Annotated in this window: 5 protein-coding genes and 2 pseudogenes; 3 read left to right on the top strand and 4 right to left on the bottom strand. The window is 62.4% G+C overall.

Going from position 1 to position 6,087, the window contains the following annotated elements; genetic code table 11:
- The 3 genes and pseudogenes from istA to BV908_RS21615 all read left to right on the top strand — a co-directional run.
- Positions 1 to 1,452, top strand: a 1,452-nt coding sequence (istA, locus tag BV908_RS21605) for an IS21 family transposase (RefSeq protein ID WP_103737366.1), incomplete at its 5' end; no start/stop codon positions are given.
- A gap of 36 nt (positions 1,453 to 1,488) precedes the next feature.
- The gene (gene istB, locus BV908_RS21610; RefSeq protein WP_011805003.1) at positions 1,489 to 2,226 is read left to right on the top strand and encodes an IS21-like element helper ATPase IstB; all 738 of its coding nucleotides are present in this window, start codon (positions 1,489 to 1,491) and stop codon (positions 2,224 to 2,226) included.
- A 155-nt stretch (positions 2,227 to 2,381) separates the two neighbouring features.
- Positions 2,382 to 3,098: pseudogene (locus tag BV908_RS21615) on the top strand (IS3 family transposase); the annotation flags it as partial.
- Between the two features lie 186 nt (positions 3,099 to 3,284).
- Here the strand turns inward: BV908_RS21615 and BV908_RS21620 are convergent.
- The 4 genes and pseudogenes from BV908_RS21620 to BV908_RS21635 form a co-directional block, all read right to left on the bottom strand.
- On the bottom strand, positions 3,285 to 4,295 hold the full coding sequence (locus BV908_RS21620) for an FAD-binding oxidoreductase (protein ID WP_103739179.1): 1,011 nt from the start codon (positions 4,293 to 4,295) through the stop codon (positions 3,285 to 3,287).
- A 9-nt stretch (positions 4,296 to 4,304) separates the two neighbouring features.
- Positions 4,305 to 5,252 carry a 4-hydroxythreonine-4-phosphate dehydrogenase PdxA gene (locus tag BV908_RS21625; protein ID WP_034382993.1) on the bottom strand — a complete coding sequence of 316 codons (948 nt, stop codon included), beginning with the start codon at positions 5,250 to 5,252 and terminating at the stop codon, positions 4,305 to 4,307.
- Positions 5,249 to 5,713: a nuclear transport factor 2 family protein gene (locus BV908_RS21630; RefSeq protein WP_034369201.1), complete on the bottom strand. Its 465-nt coding sequence runs from the start codon at positions 5,711 to 5,713 to the stop codon at positions 5,249 to 5,251. The genes BV908_RS21625 and BV908_RS21630 overlap by 4 nt, the downstream gene beginning before the upstream one ends.
- Positions 5,710 to 6,087 (bottom strand): annotated as a pseudogene (locus BV908_RS21635) (SRPBCC family protein); the annotation flags it as partial. The pseudogene BV908_RS21635 and the gene BV908_RS21630, both read right to left, overlap by 4 nt.

Below are 6,087 nucleotides of genomic sequence, written 5' to 3' on the forward strand. Positions count from 1 at the left end.
CTCGGCATCTCCAAATCCACTGTCAGCGAGATAGCCAGCTACGCGCGCGTGGCCGGCGTGGACTGGGCACTGGCCCAGAGCCTGAACGACGACGAACTCCAGGCCCGGCTCTACAAGCCACCCGTGGCGCGCGAGTCCCGGCACCTTGAACCCGACCACGCCCACATCCACCGCGAACTGCGCCGACCTGGCGTGACGCTGCAGTTGCTTTGGGAGGAATACCAGCAACAGCACAGCGGGCAGGCGTACAAGTACAGCGCCTTCTGCGAGAAGTACAAGGCCTGGGCCCGGCGCCTGCAGCGCTCCATGCGCCAGACCCACACGGGCGGTGACAAGCTCTTTGTGGACTACGCCGGCCAGACCGTTCCCGTGGTGGATGCTGACACTGGCGAGATACGCCAGGCCCAGGTCTTCGTGGCCGTGCTGGGCGCATCGAACTACACCTACGCCTGCGCCACCGCCAGCCAGAAGGCCACCGACTGGGTGGCCAGCATCATTAGCGCGCTGGAGTTCATCGGCGGCGTGCCCCGCCTGCTGGTGCCTGACCAGCCGCGCGCCCTCATGGCCCGACCCGACCGTTACGAGCCCACCGCGCACCGCCTGCTCGAAGAGCTCTGTGCGCACTACAGCCTGGCCGTGATGCCCGCGCGCCCGGCCAAGCCACGCGACAAACCCAAGGTGGAGGTCGCTGTGCAGGTGGTCGAGCGCTGGATTCTGGCCAGGCTGCGCCACCAGACCTTCTTCAGCCTGGCCGAGCTCAACCGGGCGATTGCCGCCTTGCTGGTGGACTTGAACCAGCGCGCGTTCAAGAAGCTGCCGGGCAACCGCACTAGCGCCTTCGCCGAACTCGACCGGCCAGCCCTGCGCCCCCTGCCGCCGGTGCGCATGCCCATCGCGCGCTTCAAACCCGCCCGCGTCAACATCGATTACCACGTTGAGCTCGATGGCCACTACTACTCGGTGCCCCACGCCCTGGTGGGTGAGCCGGTGGAGTTGCGCATCACGGCCGGCACGCTCGAAGTCCTGCACGGCAGCAAACGCGTGGCCGCCCACGCCCTCAATCCCCGACGGGGTGCACACACCACCACGCCCGAGCACATGCCGGCCTCGCACCGGGCGCACCTGCAGTGGACGCCGGCCAAGCTCATCGCCTGGGGTGAGCGCGTGGGCGCGGCCACCGCCGCCGTGGTGCGCTGGCAGATGGAGCACCGCCAGCATCCCGAGCAGGGTTACCGCTCCTGTCTGGGCCTCATGCGCCTGGGCCGTGAGTACGGGGCTGACCGGCTGGAGGCCGCCTGTGCGCGGGCGCAGTCGATTCGCTCACCGTCCTACAAGAGCATCGCCTCCATCCTGGGCTGCGGCCTGGACCAGCGGCCGCTGGATGCGCCGATGGCCGCACAGGCGAGCCTGCCGCTGCACGAGAACGTGCGCGGGCCGGGCTACTACCACTGAACTCCAACGTGCAAGCAAACCTAACAAGGAAGAACCATGCTCAACGAACAGACCTTGAACCAACTGCGCGCCCTGCGCCTGGACGGCATGGTGGCCGCCCTCAGCGACGCGGCCACCCACATCACGGCCAGCGAGCTGCCCTTTGAACAACGCCTGGCGCTGCTGGTGCAGCGCGAGGTGGACTGGCGTGACAGCAAGCGCCTGGAGCGCCTGTTGAAGGCGGCCCGCCTGAAGGTCTCCAGTGCCTGCCTGGAGGACATCGACTGGCGCGCCAGCCGGGGCCTGAGCCGAGAGGTCATCACCAGCCTGGCCGGCGGGGACTGGCTGCGCCATGGCCACAACGTGCTGCTCACCGGCGCCACCGGGTGCGGCAAGACGTGGCTCGCCTGCGCACTGGGGCAGCAGGCCGCGCGCCTGGGCTTCTCGGTGCTCTACACCCGCGCGCCACGGCTGCTGCAGGAGCTGCACGTGGCCCACGGCGATGGCAGCCTGGGCAAACGGCTGGCGCAACTGGCGCGGCTGGACCTGCTCATCCTGGACGACTTCGGCATCGCGCCGATTGCCGCGCACGAGCGAAACGACCTGCTGGAATTGCTGGACGACCGGGTGGGCACGCGCTCGACGCTCATCACCAGCCAGTTGCCGGTGACGGCCTGGCACGCCTGGCTGGACGAGCCCACGCTGGCCGACGCCATCCTGGACCGCATCGTGCACGGCTCGCACAAGATAGCCCTCAAGGGCGAGTCGATGCGCAAGCTCACCAAGGCCGTCTGAGCCGGCCGCGCCGACCGCCATTCCACGCTGATGGCGGACACTTCGGCTACGATTTGAGCGTCACTCAGGACACCCGCGCAACGTGTCCGCCATCGCCTGGAACGCTGTCCGCGATGGGAATGGAATCACTGTCCGCCATCAGTGGAATGCGCACCGAGTTGCCCAGCTATGGCTATCGTCGCGCCGGTGCGCTGCTCAATCGAGAGCGACGTTCGCAAGGTCAACAGGCGCTGAACCACAAGCGCATCTACCGGGTTATGGCGCAGCATCGACTGCTGTTGCCCAAGGCGCCCAAGCGACGGCATTCGAGCCGTGTTCACGATGGCCAGGTCAGTGTGCCGATGAGCAACATGCGCTGGTGCTCTGACGGCTTTGAGATCAAGTGCGATTCGGGCGAGACGGTCACAGCCACCTTCGCCAAGGACTGCTGCGACCGGGAGATCCTGGCCTGGCGGGCTTGGGAGGGCAAGGGGCTTGCGGGAGAGCCTGTGCGCGACATGCTGGTGGAAGCCGTGGAGCGGCGCTTTGGCACGGTTGAAGCCGTGCCCCTGGAGCGTGAATTGGAGTTCCTCACCGACAACGGCAGCGCCTACATCGCGCACGAGACGCGTGGCATTGCTAGATCGCTGGGCCTGAAGCCGATCAACACGCCCGTGTGCAGCCCGCAAAGCAACGGCATGGCCGAGAGCTTCGTGAACACCTTCAAGCGCGACTACATGAGCCGTATGGACCTGCGCGATGCGCCGACCGTGTTGGCGCAATTGCCGGGTGCGTTCGAGCACTTCAACGAAATCCACCTGCATTCGAGTTTGAAGATGATGTCGCCCAGGGAGTTCCGACGACGGCAGAATCACCCCGCCCATCAGGGCTAACTTAGCGACTGGACGGTGTCCGGAACTACGGGGGCAAGATCACTCATTTGGTCCGACAGCTTGCCGAATGGATAGGCGCAAGCTGTGTAGACTAGGTTCATGGCGACCATCACCCAGGGTACTAGTGCGACGGGATATCAACTCTAGGTACTCTGCTGGACAGTGCTACTGCCTGGGATGCAACCCCTAGCAGTTGCCAGTCGGACCTGTTGCGAACACATCTGCATGAAAGTCCTGTGCTAGCAGGCCCATATTGGAGGCAGCTGTGCGCACGGATTGAACAAGGGCCGGTGAGCCACAGCAGTGCACAACATGATCGTGCAGGTTGCCAAAGTGTATGCGTAGCGCGTCATCCACCCGACCTGGGTGAGCATCCGCAGGCACATCGCCTAGGTCGGTGATGGCTGCAATGTAGCGAAACTGTGGCCAGGCTTTGCGCCACTTGTCGATGGCGCTAGGAAGATATAGGCCCGAGGGGTTGCGAGCACCCCAAATCAGCGTGATGTCGCGCTGAACCTTGCGTTTGGCTAAGTCATCAAGAACGGATTTAATGGGCGCAAATCCCGTGCCACCTGCAACGCAAATCAGGGGCCTTGTGTCATCAGGCTTCAGTGCGATGCTGCCGAATGGCAGTTCGATATCCAATGTGTCACCAGACTTCAACTGCTGAACGATAGCGCTGAAGCGACCACCCGGTACATGCCTGACATGCAATGTGATGCCATCGCTCTCATGGGGGGGATTGGCCATAGAGTAGCTGCGGCTTTCCCCGCCGTCGAGGTGAATCAGCAGGTATTGGCCGGCTTCAAATTTGGCGCGCTTGCCCGCAGGCAGGCGTAGGCGCAGCAGCGAGACATCGGGTGCCGCCAGTGTATTGCTGTACACCTTGGCCGTAAAACGTTTGCGGGCTTCCGGGTCGAGGCGGCGAAAGGAGCTCGGCTGAATACGGATATTGCTGGCGGCGGTGCAGCCGCACAGCAATACCTGCTCCGAGGTGCAGAGTTCGCTGCGCACGGCCATGCCATTGAAGGAAGTAATATTTCCATCGAGCAGGGTACTCGCACAATTGCCACAGCTACCTTTGCGGCAGGAATAAGGTAGTTCGATGCCGGCCTGCAGGGCGGCATCCAGCACGGATTGCCCGGGCGCGCAGGGGAACGCGATATCAGAGTCGTGGATATGGATTTGATAATTCATGGAAGGGCCTCAGACCTGTTGGGCTCCGAGCAGGGCGATCGTGCGCAGGAGGGCCGTGGAGTCAGCCACGCCACGGCCTGCAATGTCCATGGCGCTGCCATGGCCCACACTGGAAAGCACCACCCTGCCACCGATGGAGAGTGCGCTGGCTCCGTTAGGTGCCAGCAGCTTGATGGGGATATGGCCCTGATCGTGCAGCATGGCTACATACAGGTCGTGCTTGCGCTGTGCCAGAACCATGTCAGCTCCCATGGGGCCGTCTACTGCTAGGCCGCGCTTGCGCAGTGTCTCGACAGCGGGAACGGTGATCTGGGAGTCCTCCAGGCCGAACAACTGTCCTTCAGATGCATGAGGGTTGATCCCGAATACAGCGACTTTTGGTTTAGGCACTCCGAGTAAGGTGCATGTCTGCACGGCAGCCTGCACCGCGTTGACCACCAACTGAGGCGAGAGCCGCTCCAATGCGCTGCGCACGCTTTCATGCAAAGTGACATGCACTATGCGCAGGCCAGCACCCACTAGCATCAGGAATACCTGGTCTTCGTTCATGCCAAGAACATTGGCGAGCAAAGATGGGTAGCCGCTGAACGCTATGCCTGCGCGGTGAATGGCCGTTTCATGGTGGGGGCAAGCAATGACGGCATCGACTTCGCCGTTTTCGCACGCCCGGATGGCTGCTGTTGCAGATTGCACCGTGGATAGGCCTGCCTGCGGGGTGATCTCTCCCCATTGCACTGGTTGTGCCAGCGAGCCGGCTTCCTCATGAATGAGGTCTTGAAGAAGGGGCTCCATTTGGCAGATCTGCGCTGCTTGTTCAAGAGCGCTCCACGGTCCATAGACCTTGATCAGGGATCTTTCGGTGGCAGACAACTGCTGAAGAGCTTTCAGTGCGATTTCAGGGCCAATACCGTGGGGGTCGCCGATGGCCAAAGCCAATCTACGGTGCACTATTGTCATAGCGGCAATGCCATCAGCGTGTCCGTCACCGTGCTGTCGCAAACTGCGATGCGTTCTTGCAGACGTAACTTGCCATCGATCGTGGTGAATTTGTCGAGGTACTCACCGCTGGCAAAGACCTCAGTTTCCCCGGTATGCATGATGCGCAGCACCATGAACGGCGTGGAAGCACTGGCCTGTGTTGCATCGCCTGACTGGATCGAAGGCAGTCCCAGAATATGGCGATAGCGATGGCGCTCGTAGATATTGGCTTCGCGCAGCGCAGAAATTCGGTCGGTGAGCATGTCCTGTGAATCCGCCCAGACAATGCCGGCAGCAAGCCCTTCAGCATGATTGTCGACATTGGTGACGCGATAGTGGCAATCCTTCGTGAAGAAGGTTGGCCATTGCTCCATGGCGTCACTGTCTATGGTCTTCGCGTAAGCGGCATTGAAGGCCGCGATTTGAATTTCATTGATCATGCTTGCATCTCCTGTCCCATATGCTTGCGGTAGGCCTTCCAAAAGCCGCGAACCGAGGTTTCCGTGGCGCGGCCCTCGCTAGAGCCTTCGTGGTCTCCGCCCATCTCGATGACCGCGTCAAGGTCGGCCGCACCTGCGATGCCGCGCTGAACGAATCCACCGACAGCTCCGTCTTCCATGGAAATGAATCCGGCCGGGCCGATGAGGTTGGCCTGTTTGAGTCTGACCTTGCGCTGCTCGGGACTGTCATCTGCATAGCCGAGATAGGTCCAGTTGAGTTCCGAGCTGGAGATGCTCTTGGGCAACAACTGACGCACGGCGATGCTGTTCTGAATCTGCTGCAGCACAAAGCCAGGGAACACAGAAAGGATCTG

This window comes from Diaphorobacter sp. LR2014-1 (assembly GCF_002916785.1).
GTDB classification, from domain to species: domain Bacteria; phylum Pseudomonadota; class Gammaproteobacteria; order Burkholderiales; family Burkholderiaceae_C; genus Diaphorobacter; species Diaphorobacter nitroreducens.

Bases quoted from the DNA above. Each gene is read 5' to 3' on its own strand.
- istB (WP_011805003.1), top strand. From the start codon at position 1,489: ATGCTCAACGAACAGACCTTGAACCAACTGCGCGCCCTGCGCCTGGAC.
- BV908_RS21620 (WP_103739179.1), bottom strand. From the start codon at position 4,295: ATGAATTATCAAATCCATATCCACGACTCTGATATCGCGTTCCCCTGC.
- BV908_RS21625 (WP_034382993.1), bottom strand. From the start codon at position 5,252: ATGACAATAGTGCACCGTAGATTGGCTTTGGCCATCGGCGACCCCCAC.
- BV908_RS21630 (WP_034369201.1), bottom strand. From the start codon at position 5,713: ATGATCAATGAAATTCAAATCGCGGCCTTCAATGCCGCTTACGCGAAG.